Origin of the sequence: Fusicatenibacter faecihominis (assembly GCF_020686945.1) — a bacterium.
In the GTDB taxonomy this organism is placed as follows: domain Bacteria; phylum Bacillota; class Clostridia; order Lachnospirales; family Lachnospiraceae; genus Limivivens; species Limivivens faecihominis.
Map to the genome: position 1 here is coordinate 180,999 of NZ_JAJEPR010000004.1, position 21,291 is coordinate 202,289.

A 21,291-nucleotide genomic window follows, 5' to 3' on the forward strand; every position below is an offset into this window, starting at 1 on the left:
TTTTCACAGAAAAGAGCAGAAACATGGAAGAGTACAACATCTTACGCATGCAGGACCGGCTGAAAGAATATCTCACCCGAGACCGTTTCATCCATACCCAGGGCGTTATGTACACAGCCACAGCCCTTGCCATGTGTCACGGAGAAGATCTTGTCAAAGCCCAGGTGGCCGGCCTTCTTCACGACTGTGCCAAATGCATTCCCACCGGGAAGAAGCTCAAGATCTGTAAGAAGAACGATATTGCCCTTACAAAATGGGAAGAAGAAAATGAAGCTCTTCTCCATGCCAAAGTAGGTGTCTATATCGCGAAGAAAAAGTACGGGATCACCGATCCGGAGATCTTAAATGCCATTCGGTACCATACCACGGGCAAGGCGGATATGACGCCCCTTGAAAAGATCGTCTATATCGCCGACTATATCGAGCCCGGCCGCTACAAGGCCAAGAATCTTCCGGAAGTCCGCCATCTGGCTTTCCAGGATCTCGATGAGACCATGTACCGGATCCTCAGAGATACGATCCTTTATCTGAGCGGCAGTGCCAACACGATGGACCCGTCCACAACTGAGGCATACGAATATTACCAGAAACTGCACAATGAACGAAAAGGAGCCAACACATGAGCGAATATACATCCAAAGAAATCGCAAAACTTGCCTGCGAAGCCCTTGCTGACAAAAAAGCCGACGATATCAAAGTCATCGACATCTCCGAAGTTTCCAGCCTGGCTGACTACTTTGTCATCGCCGGCGGCATGAACCGCAATCAAGTCCAGGCCATGGCCGACAATGTAGAAGAGACTCTCGGCAAAAAACTCAGTCTCTCTGCCAAACAGGTAGAGGGTTACACAACGGCAAACTGGATTCTCATGGATTACAGAGACGTAGTCATCCACATCTTTGACCAGGAAAACCGCAGATTTTATGACCTCGCCAGAATCTGGAGAGACGGTAAGGACGTTGCGGTGGAAGAGCTGTAAAGAGAATTAAATTTTGGATTTTTAAAAGCATGCATCAAGTTATTATTGGTGCATGCTTTTTTGCTTCCAGGGTTCTCAGCCATATATAAGTGTGCTATAATCATAGCCAGGAGGTGTGAGTTATGAAGAAAAATAAAAAGAAGTTATTTCGAGGTGACAACTATGATCATTGATAAAACATCGAACCTGGAACTTTACAAATCCCTGATCCCACATCTGGATGTGATCCTTAATTTTGCCCGGAAGGCTGCAGAAAAGCCGGTGGGAACCTATCCTTATCCCGGCGGCAGGATTATGATTCAGGAGGGGGAGACGAGAGCGCTGGAAGGCGCAGAATTTGAATCTCATAAAAATTTTCTTGACCTTCAGTGGATTTTGGAAGGCAAGGAGATGATGGAGTATGCCAACATTCACGACCTTACGGAAACCGTTCCCTACAATACAGAAAAAGACATCCAGTTCTGGCAGGGAAAGGGCAGTCTCATGGAGGTTCCTGCCGGTACTTTCTATCTGGTTTATCCGGAAGACGGCCACAAACCCTGCTGTCATACGGAGAAAAAGAATACTTATCGGAAAATGGTTGTCAAGATCCCTGTATGAGTTTTTTCAAAAAAATGTAAATTGCCTTGAAAAAAATCCTCCGATATAGTATAATAAATATTATGTTAACTTTACATTTTTAAGAAGAATCTGTTATCGTTTATGGAGGAATTTCATGCATATACCGAATAAGAAGATCCTTTCTTTTTTACTTGCGTGTTCCCTGTTTTCTGCTGTGCCTTTGGGAAATTATTCCCGCGCTGCAGAGACGACGGAAACGGCAAAGGATCAGTCCCTGGACACCACCTCAGCCTATCAGAATCTCATAAACACCATGAAATCAGCGACTAACAGCAGCCTGATTCTGCTTATGCGTTCTGCACCAAATCAGGAGGGCTCTTTTATAGAGACTTCTCAGGGAGCCATGTTTCAACTGACATCCGGAGATTATCTGAAGAACGGTTGGGCTAAAATCAAGAATCAAATTTATTATTTTGATAAGAATGGTTATCGGAAAACCGGCTGGCTTGCCTGGCAGAAAAAATGGTATTATCTGAAGAAAGACGGCACATTGGCTTCGAACCTCTGGGTTACAAATGGCTCTCAGAGGTGGTATGTTCAGGAAGATGGTACCCGTGCAACCGGTTTTGTGAAATATAAGAAATATACTTATTATTTCAATTCTTTCGGTTCTATGGTCAAAGGTCTTCGAGTGATCAATGGAAAAATTTACTTTTTCCGTGAAAACGGAACCATGGTAACGGGCTGGAAGTGTCTTTCAAAAAAGGTCTATTATTTCACACAGGACGGTTCTGCAGCTACCGGATGGATGGAAATCAATGGAAGCTGGTATTACTTTTTCGTTAATGGAGTGAGAGTCGCCAATCGTTCGATTGACGGAAACTATCTTGGCCCGAATGGAAAACGGGTGGCAGAGAAGCAAATAGAATCCCGCCATAAAATTTTTTGCGGAGATTCACGCACAATGCAGCTGAAAAAAGCAGTTGGCTCTTCTGAAACCAGTTATGTCTATAAATATGGCATAGGATATAACTGGTTTGTAAACGAAGGAATCCTCGAGTTAAAAAAGCTTTTGCTGGTCTACCCCCAGTCTGATGTGATTTTAAATTTTGGAGTAAATGATCTGGGGAATATTTCCAAATACATTCAGATTTACCAGGAATTGATAAATACTTACCCGAAGGCTCATTTCTATGTAATGGCCGTTAATCCGGTGGACGATGTCAAATACCCGAGTCTTGTCCAGCGAAACAAGACCACAAAACTGGTAACTATTTTTAACAGTATTCTCAAATCGGCTTTCCCGGACTGTTACATTGATACCTACAGTTACTTGGAGTCTTCCGGTTATGAGACTCTGGACGGTTGCCATTATACGACGGCCACCTGCCTGAAGATTTATCATTATACTTTAAGTGAAATTCAAAAAAAGAGCGGCAATTCCTGATACAGACAGCTTTTCAAAATAAGAATTTTGAAAAGCTGTTTTTTTCGTGAGAAAAAAATGGTATAATGCAGACAGCATTTTAATTTTAACAGGAGAAAAGGAGTATTTCATTTATGGGAGATCTTTATTTAGCCAGCGACAAACGTTATGAAAAAATGGTATACAACCGGGTTGGAAAAAGCGGTCTCAAATTTCCGGCAGTTTCTCTTGGTTTCTGGCATAATTTTGGAAGCAAGGACAACTATGACAACATGAAAGCCATGTGCAGGAAGGCTTTCGATCTCGGTATCACCCAGTTTGACCTGGCCAACAATTACGGCCCTGTCTACGGCAGCGCAGAGGAAAATGCAGGCCGGATTCTGAGCGAAGATTTCCGCCCTTACCGTGATGAACTTATTGTCACTTCAAAAGCCGGATACGATATGTGGCCCGGTCCTTACGGTGACTGGGGCAGCAAAAAATATCTGACTGCCAGCATCGATCAGAGTCTTAAACGACTTCAACTGGATTATATGGATATTTTCTATCATCACCGCATGGATCCGGAAACTCCTCTGGAGGAGACCATGGAAGCGTTGGCCTCCATCGTTCACAGCGGTAAAGCCTTGTATGCCGGTATTTCCAATTACAACGAAGAGTACACGAGAAAGGCATCCGCCATCATGAAGGAGCTTCATTGCCCGCTCATCGTTAATCAGCGCCGGTATTCTATTTTTGACCGAACCATCGAGGAGGATGGTGTCAAAAATTGCTGTAAGGAGATCGGCATGGGAATCATCGCCTTCAGCCCGCTGGCTCAGGGACTTCTCACCGACAAATATCTCCATGGAATCCCGGAAGACAGCCGTATCGCAAGGGATCATCGTTTCCTGAAGGCCTCAGCCCTGACACCAGAACGCCTGCACCAGATCAATGAACTCAACAAACTGGCGGCTGAGAGAGGCCAGACCCTGGCACAGATGGCCCTTTCCTGGATTCTGAAGGACGATGAAGTAGCTTCTGTTCTCATCGGTGCGTCCCGACCGGAACAGATCGAAGAAAATATCTCCATCGTGGAGCATCTTGATTTTACGGAAGAAGAGCTTAAGAAGATCGACGAGATCAGCAGAGAACAGGCATAAAAGGAGGAGTTTTTATGAAAGAACATACCTATCCTTTAAAAATGGACCATATCGCTGCCGGCGTGTGCTATTATCCGGAGCACTGGGGAGAAAACTACTGGAAAAAAGATCTCCAGCTCATGAAAGAGCTTGGCCTGGAAACTGCCCGGGTGGGAGAGTTTGCCTGGAATTTCTTTGAGCCCCGGGAGGGTGTTTATGATTTTGCTCTCTTTGACCGTTTCCTGGATGAGGCAAAGGAAGCAGGAGTCAAGATTATTTTCTGTACCCCCACCTGTACGCCTCCGGCCTGGCTTTCCAGACGTTACCCGGAAACGCTGAACACCACCATAGAGGGCAATCCCTACCGCCACGGCATGCGACAGCACCACAATATGACAAGTCCGGTCTACCTGGAAAAATGCGACCGGCTTATCGAAGCCATGGCTTCCCATTTTGGCAGTCATCCGGCCATCATCGGCTGGCAGCTGGACAACGAGATCAACTGCGAGATTTCTACCTATTATTCTCCGGCAGATCACGCGGCATTCCGGGAATATCTCCAGCAGAAATACCGGTCAATTGAGGAATACAATCAGGTGATTGGAGGAGATTTCTGGAACCAGTCCTGCCTTTCCTTCGATGACACGGCTCTTCCCGGTCTCACGATCTGCAATTCCAGCAATCCTCATGTGGTACTGGAGAGCAAGGATTTTGTCTCACATATTGCCATTCAGTATATGAAGCGTCAGGCCGATATCATCCGGAAATACATCGACGACAAGATTTTTATTACAACCAACGGCATTTTCCCTCATCTGGATTACCAGAAGCTCATTGAGACAGGAATCCTGGATTTTATCACTTACGACAGCTATCCGAATTTTGGCTTTGCTATCGGCACCGATCCCAGAAAAGAAGGAGCTTTTAACGATCGAAATACCTCCTTTAATCTGGCTCGGGTACGGAGTATTTCTCCCTGCTTTGGTATTATGGAACAGCAGTCCGGAGGCGGCGGCTGGAATACCAGATTGCTGCAGCCGGCTCCAAAACCGGGACAGTTAAGGCTCTGGTCCTTCCAGTCCATCGCTCACGGCGCTGATTTCGTCCATTATTTCCGTTTCCGTACCAGCGATGTAGGCACAGAAATTTACTGGACCGGCCTTTTTGATCAGGACAGCCGGGAAAATCGCCGGGTGAAAGAGGCCCGGGAGACGATTCAGGATTTTGCGAAGATCCATGACGTAGCCGGTAAGCCCTGCCTCAGCCGTGTGGCGATTCTCCAGGATTACAGGAACAACTGGGATGCAGAAAATGATATCTTCCTGAAACCGTTAAATGATCTGAGCCTGGATGCCTGGTTTAAGACTCTTCAGAGAAATCATATTCCCTTTGATTTTGTGGATTTCCGTCCCGAGAGCACGATGGAAAATCTGGCCCCCTATGATCTGCTCATTGCGCCCCATGACGCCGTACTGACAGAAAAACAGGCTGCCCTTCTGGATCAGACCGTTTCCGAAGGAAAAACGCTGATCCTCGGCGCCAGAACAGGCTGCAAGGATGAACATGGCCACATCGTCCGCCAGACCGCACCAGGGCTTCTCAGAAAGCTTGCAGGCTGCTATGTGGAAGAATATACGGTATTGGGACCGGACGATGTAAATGCCGGTTCTATGGAGTGGAAGGAGGATCATAGCATCACAGCCGTTCATTCCCTTCACGAGATCCTGATTCCTGAGGAGGCGGAAACTCTGGCTTCCTACACCGGAACCTGGTACAAAAAAGCCGCCGCTCTAGTGAGCCATTCTTATGGAAAAGGTACGGTTTATTACCTGGGAAGCGCATTCTCCGGGGATACCGCAGAAAAACTTCTCTTAAAAATGCCGGCCGTCTTTGAAGACGCTTGGTGGCTGAATCTTCCGCCGGAGGTGGAACTGACGATCCGGGGAGCAGGAGAGGAAAAGTTCTATTTTCTTCTCAATTATAAACCGGTTCCCATGCCGGCCTCTCTGACAGAGAGTGCTGTGGATCTTCTGACTGGAAAAGAACTTTCCGGTGAGATTACAATTCCACCGTATGGGGTACTGGTATTGAAAAAAATCTGAATATAATTTTTACCGCTCAGTCCGGTTTGCTTATGACTTGCTGGCTGAGCGGTATTTTTTGTATTGTAGTTTACATAATTTACTTATGTAAACTACATGAGGAGAAAATGGATATTGACGTAAGAAAAGCCTGACAACTGTTCTTATAAAACAGAAGACAGGCTATTATAATCTTTCTCAATCAGTGAAGGAAACGGAACACCCCAATGACCTTTCCCAGGATCTGAACGTCATCTGTGATGATGGGTTCCATCGCATCATTCTGCGGTTGCAGGCGGTAATGACCATCTTCCTTATAAAAAGTCTTGACGGTAGCGGAATCATCCAGAAGAGCGACAATGATCTCACCGTTTTCCGCGGTGCTTTTCTGCTCGATCAGAAGATGATCCCCACTGAAAATCCCTGCATTTATCATGCTGTCACCCTTTACTGTGAGCATGAAAGTAGGATTCTTCGGAACATATTCAGCCGGAATCGGGAAATAGCTTTCCACGTTCTCTGTAGCGAGAATCGGCTCGCCGGCAGCCACACGTCCAACGACCGGCACATTTACCAGCTCCCTGCGGACCATATTGAAGTTATCATCCAGAATCTCAATCGCGCGGGGTTTGGTCGGATCCCGGCGGATGTAGCCGTTTTTCTCCAGTGTCTCCAAATGCGCGTGAACAGAAGAGGTGGACTTCAGGTTCACTGCCTCACAGATTTCGCGTACTGCAGGCGGGAAACCGCGGTTCATAATCTGATCTTTGATATATTCCAGAATTTCTTCCTGTTTTTTTGTGATTTTTCCATATGCCATAGCTGAATACCTCCGAAAATTCAGCGGATATCCTTCTCATGACCCGCTGTGCTGCTTGCAAACGCTGCTTTTAAAAAATTATATCATGTTCGTTTCAAAATTGCAAACAAATATTCGACAGTTTTTTGTTCGAAAATATGTTCGTTTTTGTATTGACAAACGCATGTTCGTGTATTATAATGCTGTTATCGAAAGCAAACAGATGTTCGCAGCAATGCAGGGAGGTTATGATCATGAACGAAACGAGGAAGAAAAGTTACAGAAGAACAAGAGCAAAAAGAGTAAAACGCTATACCTACCTTTCCATTCTCTTATCTGCCCTTTGCCTGGGCGGGATCACTTACAGCAAGCTGACTGTGGAAGCGACCCAGAAGAAAGCCCAGGAACCCTATAAATACTATACAGAAATACGGGTCCAGCGTGGAGATACCTTATGGGATATCGCAAACAAATATATGGATTCCAGCGTTTATCGTTCTCTTGACGACTATATGGATGAGATCCGGGAGATCAATTCGATCAATTATAACCGCATTTATAATGGTCAGCAGCTGATTATTCCTTATTATTCGGAGCAGCTTCGTTAATTTTATCAAATATTTTGTCTGGCTGCAGGGCGGAGACATCCATCCGTACCGGCAGCTTTCTTTCATCACATCTTAAGTTTGTTTTTAATTTGTCTTTTTTGCTTGCCTGTTTTTCCAAAAATGCTATAATTAATGATACCAGTGTCAAAAGGTCAAAAAGCTGTTCGTGCTTGCACGATAAGGCTTTTGAACTTGGGACACGCCAAATATAAGAAAGTAGCGATTTACGCAGTAAATCAGCGGATTTCGAATATCATAATTAATACATAGTGTGCAGAACATCGCCAGATGTTTAGATTTCAGAAAGGACTTCATGTATATGCGCAGAGAAAAATTTAAGATGGAACGGCCGAATCTGGTACAGCCAGGCGACCATGTAGAGATCACAGAGATCCAGACCAACATGAATTACAGTTATATTATTGAGCCTGCTGTGGCCATGTCAGGCTGTTTTAAAGCCCCGGAACGGCTGAAATCCAGAGAAGGTGTTATTGTAAGCGTGGATAATACGCCAAGAGGCTTCATCGTCACCGCAGAATTTGATGAGTAGGTTTACACAATAAACGAGGAAATTCCCTCAGAAAGGCAGAGAAAAGCTATGAAAACAATTTTTAAGGCAGGAAGTACGGTATTATTTCAGGGTGATTCCATCACAGATTGGGGCCGCGACGGCGGCTTGCTCATGGATATGTTTCCTGAAGGAGGCGGAGCTCTGGGGAAAGGCTATGCCTATAGAGCTGCAAAAATTTATGAATTGTTATTTCCGCATAATCCGGTAAATTTTGTCAATCGGGGCGTATCCGGAGACAGATGCCAGAATTTGCTGGAACGGTATCAGAAGGATATTCTGGAAGTGAAACCGGATTATCTGTCCATTATGATCGGTATCAACGATACCTGGCGAAGATATGATTCCAACGATATTACCTCAAAAGAACAGTTTGAGACCAATCTGACAGAGCTTCTGGAAAAGATCAAAAAAGACCTTCCGGACACGAAGCTTATGCTAATCGAGCCGTTTTTGCTTCCTACAGATCCAGAAAAAGAAATCTTCTGGGAGGATCTCGGACCCAAAATTGAAGTCGTACGCAGGCTTGCCAGAAAGTACGCCGATGTATATCTGCCAATGAATGGAATCCTGACCAACAGCCTCATCGAGAAAGTGCCTACAGAAGAGTTGAGCTACGATGGCGTGCATCTTTCTGATCCTGGCTGTGCAATTATGGCAAAGGAATATCTGAAAGCCTGGGCAGCTATTGAAAAATAAGAAAAGCTTTAAAAGTTAGAAATCAACAGAATATGCAGGGAATTTGGTGAATTTCTATAGATCTATTTGAAAAACATGTGTTTGTCGTATAGATCTATAGAGCACTCTTTTCCCTGTCAGAAAGGATTTTTTATGCCTCAGCGAGTCACTTATCACGATGAACAGGATGTGGAAAACACCTTAAAGCTTCGTGAGGTTTTAAAAACTCTTCCCGGATTTTGCCGGGATTATTTCCGGGCCATGGAGCCGACGACTTCCACGAAGACCCGTATCTCTTACGCTTACGATATCCGCGTGTTTTTCCGATTTCTCAAGGAACGGAATCCGGCTTTACGCACAATGGATATCCGGGATTTTCCTGTGGATGTGCTGGATCAGCTGGAAGCTGTTGATATTGAGGAATATCAGGAATATTTAAAAGTCTATGAGGCCTCCAGCTGTGACAAACAGATCACCAACGGCGAACGTGGCTTGAAACGAAAAATGTCAGCTCTCCGGAGCTTCTACACTTACTATTACAAACGCCAGGTGATCTCCAGCAATCCCACGCTCCTGGTCGATATGCCGAAAATCCATGAGAAATCCATCATCCGTCTGGAAGTCAATGAAACGGCCGCTCTTCTGGATTATATCGAGCATGGAGGCGACGAACTTACAGGCCAGAGGAAAATGTACTATGAAAAGACAAAAGCACGGGATCTGGCCATTGTGACCCTTCTTCTGGGCACCGGCATCCGTGTCTCCGAATGTGTGGGCCTGGATATTCAGGATATTGATTTTGACAACAACGGCATCCGTATCGTACGAAAAGGCGGTAATGAAACCATCGTCTATTTTGGGGATGAAGTGGCCGATGCCTTGAAAGCTTACCTTCCGGTCCGGGAAGGGATCACTCCCATCGCCGGTCACGAGAACGCTCTCTTCTATTCTACCCAGCGCCGTCGAATAGGTGTTCAGGCCGTAGAAAATATGGTAAAAAAATATGCCCGGGCTATCACGACCACCAAGAAGATCACCCCGCATAAGCTTCGCAGTACCTATGGCACAAGCCTTTACCGCGAAACCGGTGATATCTATCTGGTAGCCGAGGTGCTTGGACACAAAGATGTCAATACAACCCGTAAACATTACGCCGCCATGGGCGAGGATCGCCGCCGTCAGGCAGCTTCCGCCGTCCATCTGAGACGTGATTAAACGGGCATTTCCAGTATTTCCCGTATCAGTTCCATATGGGGATGGCTGGTGTCAGCCTGAAAGATGTCAATACCGTTTAAATTGGCGCAGCGTTCAGTGAAAGCCGGAAAAAGAAAGCCACATTCCGGCCTGCCGGGTTCATAATCGCCATAGACGGGACAGATGGCGCAGATCAGAAACTGATAGACCTCTTCTGACTCCCACTGGCTTTCTTTGTCCATTCCTTTTCGTGGAACGTCGTAGCTTCCATGAAAGAAATAGACGGCGTAGGGGCCTTTGCTCTTATAGGCCCCGCCGACTTTCTCATAAAACACATCCAGAAGCGCATCATTTTTCAGCTCACAGCTCTTTAATGCCATCAGAAGCTGCCAAATACTTCCGGGCTTCTGAGCATCTTCCGGAAATGCATATTCTCTCAGATTTTTGTTCGTATCTGCAAAAGGAATCTCCTTTGCAATCGCCAGATTTTCCGCCTGTTCATTCAGTTTTAATTTCAGAAAATGACGATTAAAGGTGGCATCCACATAGCCCTCCTCATCCAGATAAGCTCCGGCGATCCGGTCAAAGCAGTTTCTCTTTACCGTCATCCGCCTGGTGAGCTCCAGCATATCTTCTCTGTTAATCTTACGCATCCTTTTCCCTCTGCAGATTTCATTTTTTACGTTCTCGTCTTTCTGACGGAAGGGTCCATATGAAAGACCACATCAGCTACTTTCATCGTGGATTTCCTGTGAGAAACCAGTAAAACTGTTCTCATTTTACCTTCTTCTCTGAGAGATTTCAAGATAATTCCTTCATTTAGGGAATCCAGATTACTGGTGGGCTCATCCATCAGAAGGAAGGGCGCATCGTGCAGGAAGGCTCTGGCAATTCCGATTCTCTGTTTCTCACCACCCGAGAGGGTATCTCCCAGCTCTCCGACTTCCGTATCGTAGCCCTTCGGCAGAGTCGAGATAAACTCGTGAATAGAAGCCTTTTTGGCAGCTTCTATGATTTCCTCCCGGGAAGCATTTTCCTTTCCAATCGCAATGTTATTGGCGATGGAATCATGAAACAGCTGGGTCTCCTGCATTACAAAGCTCTCCGTGTCCCGAAGAACCGGTGTAGGAATTGTCCGTACATCTTTTCCTGAGATCGTAATGCTTCCCTTCTGTACGTCCCAGAAACGCATAAACAACCGAAGAAGGGTCGATTTTCCGGAACCGCTGGCTCCATGAATACCGATGATCTTTCCCTTCTCTATGTTTACAGAGCAGTTTTTCAGAATTTCTTCCTCTTCATAGGCAAAGCTCACATTCTCTGCCGCAGCCCCTGCAAAAGCCAGCTTCTCGCCCTCAGATCTTACAGGAATCTCCTCTACCATCGGTGTTTCCTCCAGGATAGAGAGAACCCGTTCACCGCTGGCCAGCGTCTGATTCAGGTTGTTGGAAAGGCTGGATAAGGCCACCACAGGCCCAAAGGAGCCCATCATGGCGACTGTACAGATCAGCATCGCGTCAAAGCCGATCTCGCCCTGATGATAAAGCGCCATTGTCAAAAGCAGCATGACCAGCGAAAACCCAAGGATTGAGAAATTCGTGATGGAACGCTGGCTGCCTTCCATTTTGCTGAGATCCTTCTGGAAAGAGGCCAGTTTCACGGAACGTTCATCCAATTTCCGGTTTCGCCATTTTCAGGTTGTCCCGGACGGTTCCTTTAAATAGGTAACTGTTGTGACGGATCAGCGTGACGTTTTTCAGGAGCTCTGTTTCAGAAAGCTCCTCTATGCGCCGGTTTCCGATACAGATTTCACCCTTCTGAACTTTGTTTTTTCCGGGCAGAAGGCCCGCGATGGTACTTTTTCCGCAGCCAGAAGTTCCCACCAGAGCCACAAAGCTTCCGGAAGGAACGGAAAGATTGATTCCTTTCAGGATCTCGTGGTCTTTCTCATAGGAAAAATGTACATCTGACAGCGTGATATCTAGAGCCTCTCCTTCCAGAGTCTTCGTTCCATGTTCAGACTCCGGCAGATCCAGAAGATGGAAGATCTTATCGCTGGCCGCCATTCCATTCATGGCAATATGGAAGAAAGAGCCCAGAAGCCGCAGCGGGATGAAAAATTCGGAAGCCAGGAGAATGATCGTCAGTGCTCCGGCAAAGCTTAAATGGCCATTTAAAAACTCCAGGGAGGCCACAATCATTCCGGCAGCCGCTCCACCGTAAGCTACGATATCCATAACACTGGTAGAATTAAGCTGCATGGTAAGCACCTTCATCGTGATCTGACGGAACCGCTGGGATTCCTCATCCATCTCCCGGGCCTTTTTCTCATCTGCCTGATAGATCTTCAACGTGGTCAGTCCCTGGAGATTTTCCAGGAAGCCTTTGTCAACCGCCATTCCCTGGCAATTCCTTTATCTGAAAACGTTTTCATAATTTCTAAATTTCCAAAATTGCAGTATCCATCAGCTGCTCCTGATTCCGGATTGCCTGCCAGATGGCAGGACAGAGAAAAAGACCTGCCGCCAAACTTCACGTTCAACAACAGGTCTTTTTCATCACATTTTCTTTATCTTATTTCGTTATGCAATTGCAAATTTTTGAACTGTCTTATTAAAGTCCTGGTTCTCTCCATGGCACTGAACCATAAGAACATTACCAGTCCCCAGACTGATCACACCTAAAAGTGATTTTGCGTCTACAATAGCCCGGCCATTTGCCACATCAATATCGAAATCGCATTTCTCAGCTGCCTGAACCAGCTCTGTGGCATCTTCCACTGCATTTAATTTAATCTTTGTCTGAGCCATAATATGAACCATCCTTTCTCAGATTGCAGATGTTTTCTGCGTTTTTCTTCTGACTGAGCATACTATACACGACCCACTTTTATTTGTCAACTAAAAGGATGACAAGGATCTTTTCATGAAAATCCAGAAAATATATTTATTTTTACCTGTTTCAAGAAGTAAAATCTTGCGTTTTTTAGTAATATTTTTCTTCTTTTTCCTGTTTCGATATTTTATGAAAACGTTTTCAAGGTTTTTTGACAAAAGAATCCTGAAAATTTTGTGTAAGAGTACTGTAAAAAAACGCCGGGAGACAGTTCCCCCGGCGGTTCCATTCTTCTTATGCAAAAGTATTTTCATCCAGAATGATGGTGAACGGTCCATCGTTACAGAGCTCAACTTTCATATCGGCTCCGAATTTTCCATGCTCCACAACAGGAACAGTCTCCCGGCAGCGTGCAAGCATATATTCATAGAGCTTCTCCGCGTGATCCGGCGCACCTGCCTGTGTAAATCCGGGACGGTTTCCATGCCTGCAATCGGCATAGAGCGTAAACTGAGACACCAGAAGAAGCTCTCCTCCCACGTCTTTCAGGGAAAGATTGGTCTTGCCGTTCTCATCCTCGAAGATCCGAAGACCAAGCATTTTCTTCAGATACTTATCTGCCATCGCTTCATCATCTGACGCTCCCACACCCATGAGCACCAGAAAGCCTTTTTCAATCTTGCCGATCACTTCCTGATCAACCGTGACGGAAGCATGCGTCACTCTCTGTATCACCAATCTCATTTCTTCTTGGCAGCCGCTTCCTTGAGGGCAACAAAGTTCAGGATCGCCTCCACAGAACCATCAATGCCGCAGACACTGCTATCTATGCAGAGCTGGTAGCTGGCCGCATCTCCCCATTTCTTATTAGAATAGTAATTGTAATAGCTGGCACGTTTTTTATCGGTCTTGAGGATCGAATCCTTGGCCTTGGAATCCGTCAGATCATATTTTGTTGCAATACGACGGATACGATTTTCCAGAGGCGCATGAACGAAAACAGATAACAGATTCGGATTGTCTTCCAGCGCGTAATCTGCACAGCGGCCAACCATAACACAGGGACCTTCTTTGGCGATCTCCTTGATGGCATTGAACTGTGCCAGAAAAACCTTGTGGTTAATCGGCATATCTGCAAAAGCAGAAGAAGAATAGCCCATAGAATAGGTATCCATTACCAGAGAATATAAGAAACTGTTCGTCGGGCGCTCATCGTGATTTTCAAAAATCTCTTGGCACATACCGCTGTCTTTTGCGGCCCGGTCGAGAAGCTCACTGTCATAGCATTTGATTCCCAGTTTTTCTGCCAGCCTCTGACCAATCTCTCTTCCGCCGCTTCCATACTGTCTTCCAATTGTAATGATTGCTTTTGCCATACACAACACGTCCTTTCTTTATCCATTCCAGACGATACACAGAATGGATTTTTGTTTGTGAATAGTATAGCATAAAAATGTGAAAATGTACATTTATTTTGGTAATTTTTTCAAAAGTTTTTCAAAATATTCTGGCAATGGAGCTGAAAATTCTATATATTCACCTGTAGACGGATGGTCGAAGCCTAAAACCATGGCATGCAGCGTCTGCCCCTCCAGATGGAAGGGATTCTCTTTCGGCCCGTACACCTCATCGCCGAGAAGCGGATGATGAAGACTGGACAAATGAACGCGGATCTGATGCGTTCTCCCAGTCTCCAGCTGACATTCAATGTAGGTATAATTACGAAAACGCTCCAGTACCCGGTAATGGGTCACTGCCTCTTTTCCGTTCTTGTAATTGATGGCCATTTTCTTCCGCTCCACAGGATGACGGCCGATAGGCGCATCAATGGTGCCTTCGTCTTCTTTGATGTTTCCATAGACGATTGCCCGGTATTTTCTCGTGATAGAATGAACTTTCAGCTGTTCCGCGATCGAGCGATGAGCGAGGTCATTTTTGCAGACCAGAAGGGAACCCGTAGTATCCCGGTCAATGCGGTGGACAATGCCAGGACGCATGACGCCGTTGATGCCGGAAAGACTGTCCCCGCAGTGGTATAAAAGAGCGTTAACCAGAGTTCCGCTGTAATGGCCGGCTCCGGGATGGACCACCATTCCCTTAGGCTTATTGACCACCAGAACGTCACTGTCCTCATAAAGGATATCGAGGGGAATATTTTCCGGCAGGATATCCGGTTCCATGGCAGGCGGGATTTTGATCTCGATCTCATCCTTTTCCCTGAGCCGGTAATTGGCCTTCAGGGCCTTTCCTCCCAGAGTCACCATGCCTTCTTTCAGAAGTTTCTGAATATAAGAACGGGAGAGCTCGGAAAGCTCTCCTGATAAAAATTTGTCGATCCGTTCACCGGCATTTTCCACGCCGATCTCGTAAGTAAATTCGTCCATTTGTCCTCCTGTCATTTCTTTCCGGAAAGGCAGGAAAGCTCCTCCTCTCCTGTGATCAGATAAAGAATGGCAAAAAGCGCCACTCCCACCGTTACATAAATATCCGCCACATTGAACACCGGAAAATCAATCAGGGAAAAATAGAAAAAGTCAATGACATAGCCCAGACGCAGGCGGTCGATGAGATTTCCAATTCCCCCGGCAGCGATCATGGTAAGCGAAATAAAAAAAGGAAGATATTTCCGTTTTTTCGGAAAACGGCGGAACAAAAACACCGCCAGAACAAGAATAAGGCCTGTCCCTAAAAGGAACATCCAGCGCATATTTTCAAAAATTCCAAAGGCCGCGCCCCGGTTTTCCAGATAGAACAATTCAAAGACCCCCGGAATCAGTACAATAGTATCCCGGTCTTTCAGGCCATGAACAGCCAGCTCTTTGCTCCACTGATCGATAATGACCAGTATGAGAAGAGCCGCCAGACACCCGAGGATGTACCAGCGGTCATTTTTTTTATTCTTCATCTTCTTCTCCGTTATCAAGGAAATAGTGGACTGCAGCACGGATCTCTTCGTCTGTCACCGTAAAGTCCACATAAGCATGGCCGATGCTCTTTAAAAGGATAAACTTGATCTGGCCGTGCTCCATTTTTTTGTCAGATTTTGTAGCCAGAACCACCTCATTCTCATCCAGAGCATCCAGGAAAATCGGCAGATCAAACCCTACGTTCATATCGCGGATCTCGAAAAACTCTTCGTTGGTGAGAAGACCTCTCTTCCAGGAAATATAAGCGGCGCAGAGATATCCAAGAGCCACGCACTGACCGTGGAGCATCTGGAAATTCTGAATTTTTTCGATAGCATGGCCTACGGTGTGCCCCAGATTCAGAAGCGCACGCTCCCCTTTTTCTGTGGGATCCTTCTCTACAACAGCTTTTTTGATCTTCATGCTCTCCAGAACCATGGTCTTCAAAGCCTCAACTTCCCGGTCCTGAATCTCAAACATCTGATTGATGCACCATTCATAATAGGAAGCGTTTTTGATCAGACCATGTTTCAGCACCTCGCCCATACCGCAGGCGAACTGCTCTGCCGTAAGAGTCTTGAGTGTGGAAAGGTTGGCATAAACCAGGGAGGGATGATGGAAAGCTCCCACCATATTCTTGTAACCGTCGAAATCCACGCCGGTTTTTCCGCCGATGCTGCTGTCTACCTGGGCCAGCAGAGTGGTGGGGATCTGGATGAAATCAATGCCACGAAGATAGGTAGCAGCCGCATAACCTGTCAGATCGCCGGTGACACCTCCGCCCAGGGCGGCAAGAACATCTTTCCGGTCAAAATGAGCCTCAATGAGGTGGCGGTAGAGCTCTCTCACAGTGTCAAGATTTTTGGAGGGTTCGCCAGACGGAAAGGTAAAAATGCTTACCCCGGCAAAACTTTTTTCCAGAACCGCCTTTACCGGATTCAGATAGAGGGAGGCTACCGTACTGTCAGTTACGATACAGATTTTTCTTTTTTCCGGCTCCAGAGTCTTGACTGCCTCGGTAAGGCCGTCAAAATTTTCCTCCAGGTAAATATCATAAGAAGTTCTCTGACCTGTTTTCACAGTCAGAGCTTTTTTGATCTCTTCACTCATAATCGTTTCTCCTTTTTATAGATACTTTTCAATCTCAATAACGCAGCGGCCTTTCTTTGTCTGGCCGCCCAGGGTCAAGAGGCGGAAACGGCCGTTTCCACGAACGGAAATCAGGTCATTTTCCTTCAGCTGGCAGCCGTTGGACGTCGCCAGTCTGCCGTTGACGAAGACCTTTCCTTCTTCAATGAGGGAAACCAGACTGCTTCTGGATGCCTTCAGAGCCACAGACATAACGCTGTCCAGCCGTACGGTGCTCACGGTTCCGCGGACAACCTCGGTGTGCTCCGTTACCTGAATCTCATCTGGAGCCGCCTCTTCCACCAGAACCGGCGTATGGCGGACTCTGGTGAGCTCCTGCTGAAGAAAAGGTGCAATCCCTTCTTCACAGAAGAAAATGGCTTCTTTTTCTCCCACCAGGATGTCTCCGATCTTGGAACGGTCCACACCCAGGTTTAAAAGAGCCCCCAGATAATCCCGGTGGCTTAAATCCTCTGCAAATTTCTTCTGAAGAGGTCGAATCTTTAATGAAATGATGGGAAAGTCATAACTATAAGAAAGAGCATCAGGAAGAAAGGCTGCTATCTGACGCTCTGCATGTTCATAGCCGCCAAAGAGCTGATAGGAAACATATCCAAACTCCCTGGTGCAGCTATGAAAAATATTCAGTTCATTAAGATTCATGAAATCGGTGAAGACCGCGATCCCTCTTCGGTCGGCAGCGCTGGCCAGATCTTTCAGTCTCTTTTTAAATAACTCTTCTTCCCGATTCATCTTCGTTTCTCCTAAAATCTGGAAGAATGAACGGACGGCACATCAAAGGAACCGCCTAAGATCTCCTGAATATCACCGGATACATCCACTGTAGACGGGGTGATGATAAAGATATAACCGCTGATCTTCTGAAGAGTGCCGTTGATGGCATAACAGGAACCAGAAGAAAAGTCGATGATTCGCTGCGCAATATCCAGATCCAGGCCTTCCATATTCAGGACAACAGTACAGCCGCCGAGAAGTGTCTCGGTGATTTCTCTGGCATCCTCCATGGACTTCGGCTTAATCACACAGACTTCCATTCCGCTGCTCTTCCGCGGGCGGATGGGGGAAACCTTACTGCTGGTCACAGGCTGAGTCTTAATCTGTCTGGGACGCTCGGAAGCAGGCGCCTTTGGTGCAGGTGCTTTGGTTTTTCTGGCTTCCTTGATCTTGAAGTCATCCTGAAAATCATCATCTTCATCAAAGCTGTCGTTTTTCTTGAAAAAATGTTTCTTCGCAGGGCGTTCTTCCTCAAATTCGTCATCAATCTCATCATCCAGATAATCATCGTCATCATAATCATCGTTTAGTTTCATGACGTTTAAGAATTTGTCTAATACTCCCATTTTTATCTCCTATCTTTATCCAATCTGATAATTTCTTTCTCCGAAGATTCCGGTCCCTACGCGGACCATGGTTGCACCTTCTTCAATGGCTACCTCGTAATCGCCGGTCATTCCCATACTAAGATGATGCATAGTAACATTATCAATGTTTTTGGCGGCGATGTCAACAGATAATTTTCTTAATTTTACAAAATATTGACGATTTTCTTCGGCATTCTCAACAAAAGGAGCAATGGTCATGAGACCTTCCACCCGAATGTTGGACAGTTTTGCAATCTCACGGATAGCATTTTCGGTTTTCTCCACCAGAAAGCCGGACTTGCTCTCCTCCTGAGCCACATTGACTTCCACCAGAACCGGCATGATCCGGTTGTGCTTTTTTGCCTCTGCATTGACGGCCTCGGCCAGATGGATGGAATCGATGGAATGGATCAGCACAACCCGGTCAATAACGTACTTGATCTTGTTTGTCTGCAGATGGCCGATCATATGGAAACGCAGATTTTGGGGAAGGACTTCATATTTGTCCCGGAGCTCCTGAGGTTTATTTTCTCCAAAATCCACAATTCCCGCCGTCATGACCTCCTCGATCATCTCCACCGGCTTTGTCTTGCTCACAGCAACCAGAAGAACGTCCTCTCTTTTACGGCCGCTTCTATCGCAGGCTGCCTGGATTCGTTCTTCCACATCTTTCAGGTTATCGAGTAACATACTCATGTTTTACACTTCGCTTTCTGTATATTAGTAGTGAATCACAATGTCTTCATCATTGACCGTATCTGCATTCAGAGCAATATGATCGTACTGGGCCAGGCCGAAAGTAGAGCCCGCCTCAACGATGCAGTATTCCTCGTTCTCATCGATGATGGTGATCTCACGGAAAATGGCATAGCCTTTGTTGATGTTGTAAACACCGTTGATGGTCTCCGTCTCGCCGATCGTGTAAGTCTTCTGGCTGTTCTGCTTGCGGATCACATCGCCTTCATTGAAACTTGTGCAGTCTACAAGGAAACCGCCGTCATCTGCCTTGTCATATACCGTGACCGTCTTTGTCTTTACTGATTCTGCTCCGTTTTTATCCACCACCGGGCAAAGAACGCTGATCTCGGAGGGCATACTCGTAGTCTCTCTGTCGTAGACGGCAAACTCATCCGGAATCTTGTAAAAACGCTTCGTGGCAATGGCGGAATTGGGAATCTTTAAGCCGGTCTTCCGGTTCAGCACCAGCTCGATATCCACATAACGCTCGGAAGCATAAAGGCTCATGCATTTATCCATCGTCAGGATTCCAATATATGAGCTTCCCTGCTTCTGGAGCTGAAAGCCCGCATAAAAGATCGTATCATCTTTTAAGAAGCGGAATTTCACGCTGGTGCTGTCCGCCAACTCCGTGGCCATCTTCTGATCCAGCAGAATGCAGAGATACCAGGTCTCATCCGTCACCAGCTTATAAATCGGATCTCCGCTTTTAACAGTTTTGTTCATACGGAGATTTTTCTTTTCGTAATTTTTCTGCTCAAAGTCAGAGGCCGTGACTGTCTCCGGAAGCTTTGACTCAAAACCATCCGTGGAGAGAACGACAATTCCCTCCGTGGGAGCTGTGCAGGCGTTGATGATGGAACTTCCGTCCGCTCCTGCTGTCCCTGTGTTTCCCACCTCAAGAAGTGTGCTTTCCAGATCACCTTTAAAATTGTAGATGGACTGGAAATTTTCCTGCTGAAAGCCAAGGGAAAAGCTCTCCATCTCGTCCTTGAGATTTTTCAGGGTATCCTCATCCAGACTGCTCTCCTCCGTCATTGCACTGGCAGCCTCGCTTCCCGTGCTTACCTTTTCCGGAACCAGAGAGGTTGTGGCTGAACCTTCGTTCACCGTGCAGACTGCCGTACCCGTGCCCGCCTTGCTGCCCTCACGGACATAATAGCTCACATTTCCCGCATGATCCGCATTGATAATGGTCTCTGAGCGAAGCGCCAGGGCGCTGTAGCGGTAATTTCCTGCCAGAGGACCAGCCGTCACTTCATAGGCTGTAATATGATCGGTTGTCACATACATGACAAGGCAGATGATCATATAAATGAAAATAACACCGAACAGAACCGTTCCGATGTTGAAAACCGGACCGTTTCTGTATTTCACGATCTTATTGTTTTTCTGTTTGTTCAAAGAAACATCCTCCTTATCCAAGGTATTTTACCACTTATTTACCTATCTCTCAACCGCTTTTTTGATTTCTTTGCATTGAGTGTATAAATTTCCCAAAAAAGACAACACTAAGATAAAATCATAAGGAGGAATTGATATGAATTTAAAATGGCTTGACTACATTACTCTGACCCTTGTCATCATCGGCGCTGTCAACTGGGGCCTGGTCGGTTTTTTCAAATTCGACCTGGTGGCTTACCTTTTCGGCTCACTGTCCCTGCTCTCAAGAATCATCTATGCCCTGGTGGGACTCTCCGGACTCTATGTTTTAAGTATGTACGGCCGCATCGTTGCCGTAGGAGAAGAAGCAGGCGAATAAAAACAAATAAAAAGGGCTGCCTTCCTTTTCGGAGACAGCCCTCATCTTTCGGATATGTATTACAATGAAACAATTACCTTTGATTTCGCGCATTCCGGAAGATCGCACTCGTTCATGGATACGCTCAGTACAAAATTCACACCAAAAGTTTCACCGATCTTATCAAGTTTTTCAATTGTAGTGCTGATGTCACAGCCTTCCAGCTTTGCAACCTTTAAGAAACTGTCCAGGTACATCTGCTCCAGATCGTGATCCTGTGAAAGAATACCACAGATAAATCCGATAAATTCGTCGCTGTTTCCAATGGGGAATGCGGAAGTATCAATCAAACGAATCTTGTTGTTTAACTCATACATGTGTTTCGCATTCTTGTCCAGGTATACGATGCTGCCATGGGCAGTTTTAATCTCCGTATTTACCTTGTCCAGTAATTGTTTTGTCTTTCCTTTGCCTTTCTCACCTGCGATGATCTGTATCATTGTAATCTCCTCCTTTAGTCTATCGACACAAGTAATTATATTGCAA

At 46.1% G+C, this 21,291-nt stretch carries 24 protein-coding genes and 2 pseudogenes; 11 read left to right on the forward strand and 15 right to left on the reverse strand.

Annotated elements, in window-relative coordinates; all coding sequences use genetic code 11:
• The first annotated feature begins 23 nt into the window (after window positions 1-23).
• From yqeK to LKD71_RS03935, 6 genes are all read left to right on the forward strand, one after another.
• Window positions 24-623 carry a bis(5'-nucleosyl)-tetraphosphatase (symmetrical) YqeK gene (gene yqeK, locus LKD71_RS03910; protein WP_227614427.1) on the forward strand — a complete coding sequence of 200 codons (600 nt, stop codon included), beginning with the start codon at window positions 24-26 and terminating at the stop codon, window positions 621-623.
• Complete coding sequence (gene rsfS / locus LKD71_RS03915) at window positions 620-979, forward strand: ribosome silencing factor (protein WP_178046505.1); 360 nt, start codon at window positions 620-622, stop codon at window positions 977-979. The genes yqeK and rsfS overlap by 4 nt, the downstream gene beginning before the upstream one ends.
• Window positions 980-1,141: 162 nt before the next feature.
• On the forward strand, window positions 1,142-1,579 hold the full coding sequence (locus LKD71_RS03920; RefSeq protein WP_227614429.1) for a YhcH/YjgK/YiaL family protein: 438 nt from the start codon (window positions 1,142-1,144) through the stop codon (window positions 1,577-1,579).
• Between the two features lie 115 nt (window positions 1,580-1,694).
• Window positions 1,695-2,987 (forward strand): hypothetical protein, encoded by a 1,293-nt coding sequence (locus tag LKD71_RS03925; RefSeq protein WP_227614431.1) that lies wholly within the window; start codon window positions 1,695-1,697, stop codon window positions 2,985-2,987.
• A 113-nt stretch (window positions 2,988-3,100) separates the two neighbouring features.
• On the forward strand, window positions 3,101-4,108 hold the full coding sequence (locus tag LKD71_RS03930) for an aldo/keto reductase (protein ID WP_227614432.1): 1,008 nt from the start codon (window positions 3,101-3,103) through the stop codon (window positions 4,106-4,108).
• A gap of 14 nt (window positions 4,109-4,122) precedes the next feature.
• Complete coding sequence (locus tag LKD71_RS03935) at window positions 4,123-6,189, forward strand: beta-galactosidase (protein ID WP_227614434.1); 2,067 nt, start codon at window positions 4,123-4,125, stop codon at window positions 6,187-6,189.
• 181 nt (window positions 6,190-6,370) lie between these two features.
• Here the strand turns inward: LKD71_RS03935 and lexA are convergent, their stop codons facing one another.
• Window positions 6,371-6,988: a transcriptional repressor LexA gene (gene lexA / locus LKD71_RS03940; protein ID WP_227614435.1), complete on the reverse strand. Its 618-nt coding sequence runs from the start codon at window positions 6,986-6,988 to the stop codon at window positions 6,371-6,373.
• Window positions 6,989-7,221: 233 nt separating this feature from the next.
• On the opposite strand from lexA, the gene LKD71_RS03945 reads away from it, so the two are divergent.
• The 4 genes from LKD71_RS03945 to LKD71_RS03960 all read left to right on the forward strand — a co-directional run bounded on the left by LKD71_RS03945 (window position 7,222) and on the right by LKD71_RS03960 (window position 10,036).
• Window positions 7,222-7,575 (forward strand): LysM peptidoglycan-binding domain-containing protein, encoded by a 354-nt coding sequence (locus tag LKD71_RS03945; RefSeq protein ID WP_178045211.1) that lies wholly within the window; start codon window positions 7,222-7,224, stop codon window positions 7,573-7,575.
• A 319-nt stretch (window positions 7,576-7,894) separates the two neighbouring features.
• Window positions 7,895-8,125 carry a hypothetical protein gene (locus LKD71_RS03950; protein ID WP_178045212.1) on the forward strand — a complete coding sequence of 77 codons (231 nt, stop codon included), beginning with the start codon at window positions 7,895-7,897 and terminating at the stop codon, window positions 8,123-8,125.
• A gap of 48 nt (window positions 8,126-8,173) precedes the next feature.
• On the forward strand, window positions 8,174-8,842 hold the full coding sequence (locus tag LKD71_RS03955) for an SGNH/GDSL hydrolase family protein (protein WP_227614437.1): 669 nt from the start codon (window positions 8,174-8,176) through the stop codon (window positions 8,840-8,842).
• Window positions 8,843-8,974: 132 nt separating this feature from the next.
• Window positions 8,975-10,036, forward strand: a complete 1,062-nt coding sequence (locus LKD71_RS03960) for a tyrosine-type recombinase/integrase (RefSeq protein WP_227614439.1) — start codon at window positions 8,975-8,977, stop codon at window positions 10,034-10,036.
• Here LKD71_RS03960 and LKD71_RS03965 read toward each other — a convergent pair.
• The 13 genes and pseudogenes from LKD71_RS03965 to LKD71_RS04025 form a co-directional block, all read right to left on the reverse strand.
• Complete coding sequence (locus LKD71_RS03965) at window positions 10,033-10,668, reverse strand: DUF4317 family protein (RefSeq protein ID WP_227614441.1); 636 nt, start codon at window positions 10,666-10,668, stop codon at window positions 10,033-10,035. The genes LKD71_RS03960 and LKD71_RS03965 overlap by 4 nt on opposite strands.
• Before the next feature lie 26 nt (window positions 10,669-10,694).
• Window positions 10,695-11,702: pseudogene (locus LKD71_RS03970) on the reverse strand (ABC transporter ATP-binding protein); the annotation flags it as partial.
• Window positions 11,692-12,396: pseudogene (locus LKD71_RS03975) on the reverse strand (ATP-binding cassette domain-containing protein); the annotation flags it as partial. The pseudogenes LKD71_RS03975 and LKD71_RS03970, both read right to left, overlap by 11 nt.
• A gap of 201 nt (window positions 12,397-12,597) precedes the next feature.
• Window positions 12,598-12,825, reverse strand: a complete 228-nt coding sequence (locus tag LKD71_RS03980) for an HPr family phosphocarrier protein (RefSeq protein WP_178045219.1) — start codon at window positions 12,823-12,825, stop codon at window positions 12,598-12,600.
• A 319-nt stretch (window positions 12,826-13,144) separates the two neighbouring features.
• Window positions 13,145-13,594, reverse strand: coding sequence for a D-aminoacyl-tRNA deacylase (gene dtd / locus LKD71_RS03985; RefSeq protein ID WP_178045220.1), 450 nt, complete (start codon window positions 13,592-13,594; stop codon window positions 13,145-13,147).
• Window positions 13,591-14,226, reverse strand: coding sequence for a cytidylate kinase-like family protein (locus LKD71_RS03990; protein WP_178045221.1), 636 nt, complete (start codon window positions 14,224-14,226; stop codon window positions 13,591-13,593). The genes dtd and LKD71_RS03990 overlap by 4 nt, the downstream gene beginning before the upstream one ends.
• Window positions 14,227-14,319: 93 nt before the next feature.
• Window positions 14,320-15,234 carry an RluA family pseudouridine synthase gene (locus tag LKD71_RS03995; RefSeq protein ID WP_178045222.1) on the reverse strand — a complete coding sequence of 305 codons (915 nt, stop codon included), beginning with the start codon at window positions 15,232-15,234 and terminating at the stop codon, window positions 14,320-14,322.
• 11 nt (window positions 15,235-15,245) lie between these two features.
• Window positions 15,246-15,755, reverse strand: coding sequence for a signal peptidase II (gene lspA, locus LKD71_RS04000; protein ID WP_227614442.1), 510 nt, complete (start codon window positions 15,753-15,755; stop codon window positions 15,246-15,248).
• The gene (aroB, locus tag LKD71_RS04005; protein ID WP_227614443.1) at window positions 15,745-16,866 is read right to left on the reverse strand and encodes a 3-dehydroquinate synthase; all 1,122 of its coding nucleotides are present in this window, start codon (window positions 16,864-16,866) and stop codon (window positions 15,745-15,747) included. The genes lspA and aroB overlap by 11 nt, the downstream gene beginning before the upstream one ends.
• 15 nt (window positions 16,867-16,881) lie before the next feature.
• Entirely contained in the window at window positions 16,882-17,637 is a 756-nt protein-coding gene (locus tag LKD71_RS04010; protein ID WP_227614444.1) for a YlmH family RNA-binding protein, read from the reverse strand.
• An 11-nt stretch (window positions 17,638-17,648) separates the two neighbouring features.
• Window positions 17,649-18,245 carry a cell division protein SepF gene (locus LKD71_RS04015; protein WP_178045226.1) on the reverse strand — a complete coding sequence of 199 codons (597 nt, stop codon included), beginning with the start codon at window positions 18,243-18,245 and terminating at the stop codon, window positions 17,649-17,651.
• A gap of 15 nt (window positions 18,246-18,260) precedes the next feature.
• The gene (locus LKD71_RS04020; protein WP_227614456.1) at window positions 18,261-18,956 is read right to left on the reverse strand and encodes a YggS family pyridoxal phosphate-dependent enzyme; all 696 of its coding nucleotides are present in this window, start codon (window positions 18,954-18,956) and stop codon (window positions 18,261-18,263) included.
• 30 nt (window positions 18,957-18,986) lie between these two features.
• Complete coding sequence (locus LKD71_RS04025) at window positions 18,987-20,408, reverse strand: HlyD family efflux transporter periplasmic adaptor subunit (protein ID WP_227614445.1); 1,422 nt, start codon at window positions 20,406-20,408, stop codon at window positions 18,987-18,989.
• 136 nt (window positions 20,409-20,544) lie between these two features.
• On the opposite strand from LKD71_RS04025, the gene LKD71_RS04030 reads away from it, so the two are divergent.
• Window positions 20,545-20,766, forward strand: coding sequence for a DUF378 domain-containing protein (locus LKD71_RS04030; RefSeq protein WP_178045228.1), 222 nt, complete (start codon window positions 20,545-20,547; stop codon window positions 20,764-20,766).
• Window positions 20,767-20,825: 59 nt separating this feature from the next.
• Here LKD71_RS04030 and LKD71_RS04035 read toward each other — a convergent pair whose 3' ends face one another.
• Window positions 20,826-21,245: a twitching motility protein PilT gene (locus LKD71_RS04035; RefSeq protein WP_178045229.1), complete on the reverse strand. Its 420-nt coding sequence runs from the start codon at window positions 21,243-21,245 to the stop codon at window positions 20,826-20,828.
• Between the last annotated feature and the right edge of the window lie 46 nt (window positions 21,246-21,291).